A 473-nucleotide genomic window follows, 5' to 3' on the forward strand; every position below is an offset into this window, starting at 1 on the left:
TAGCCCAACCGAAGAATCTCCCTTATCCGCTAAAGACTCTCTAACAGAAATACCAGAAAGGCAGCCAATTTGTCATTCTAAGCGAAGCGAAGAATCTCTCTTATATACTAGAGACTCTACCCCTCTTGTCATTCTGAGCCTCCTTTAGGAGGCGAAGAATCTCTCTTATCTACCAAAGACTCTCTTTCAAAAACACCAAAAGGCACGACTAGTGATTCTTGCAGAGATTCTTCACCCCCTGCGGGGGTTCAGAATGACAAAGTAATTTTCTTTGCAGGTGTTTGTTATGTGTGGGTTTCCCCTGCGGGTAGCCAAGTTTGTCATTCCAAGCATTGTGAAGAAACTCCCCCCGAATTACTAGCGACTCCGTTAGTTTGTCATTCTGAGGGCGGGCGTAGCCCAACCGAAGAATCTCTCTTATATACTAGAGACTCTACCCCTCTTGTCATTCTGAGCCTCCTTTAGGAGGCGAA

General features: G+C 45.7%; 1 protein-coding gene. It reads left to right on the plus strand.

Annotated features, from left to right (window positions below; all coding sequences use genetic code 11):
- Positions 1-288: 288 nt before the first annotated feature.
- Positions 289-465: a hypothetical protein gene (locus CQA63_RS10020; protein WP_158655492.1), complete on the plus strand. Its 177-nt coding sequence runs from the start codon at positions 289-291 to the stop codon at positions 463-465.
- Positions 466-473: the final 8 nt, after the last annotated feature.

This window comes from Helicobacter marmotae (assembly GCF_003364255.1).
GTDB classification, from domain to species: Bacteria; Campylobacterota; Campylobacteria; order Campylobacterales; family Helicobacteraceae; genus Helicobacter_C; species Helicobacter_C marmotae.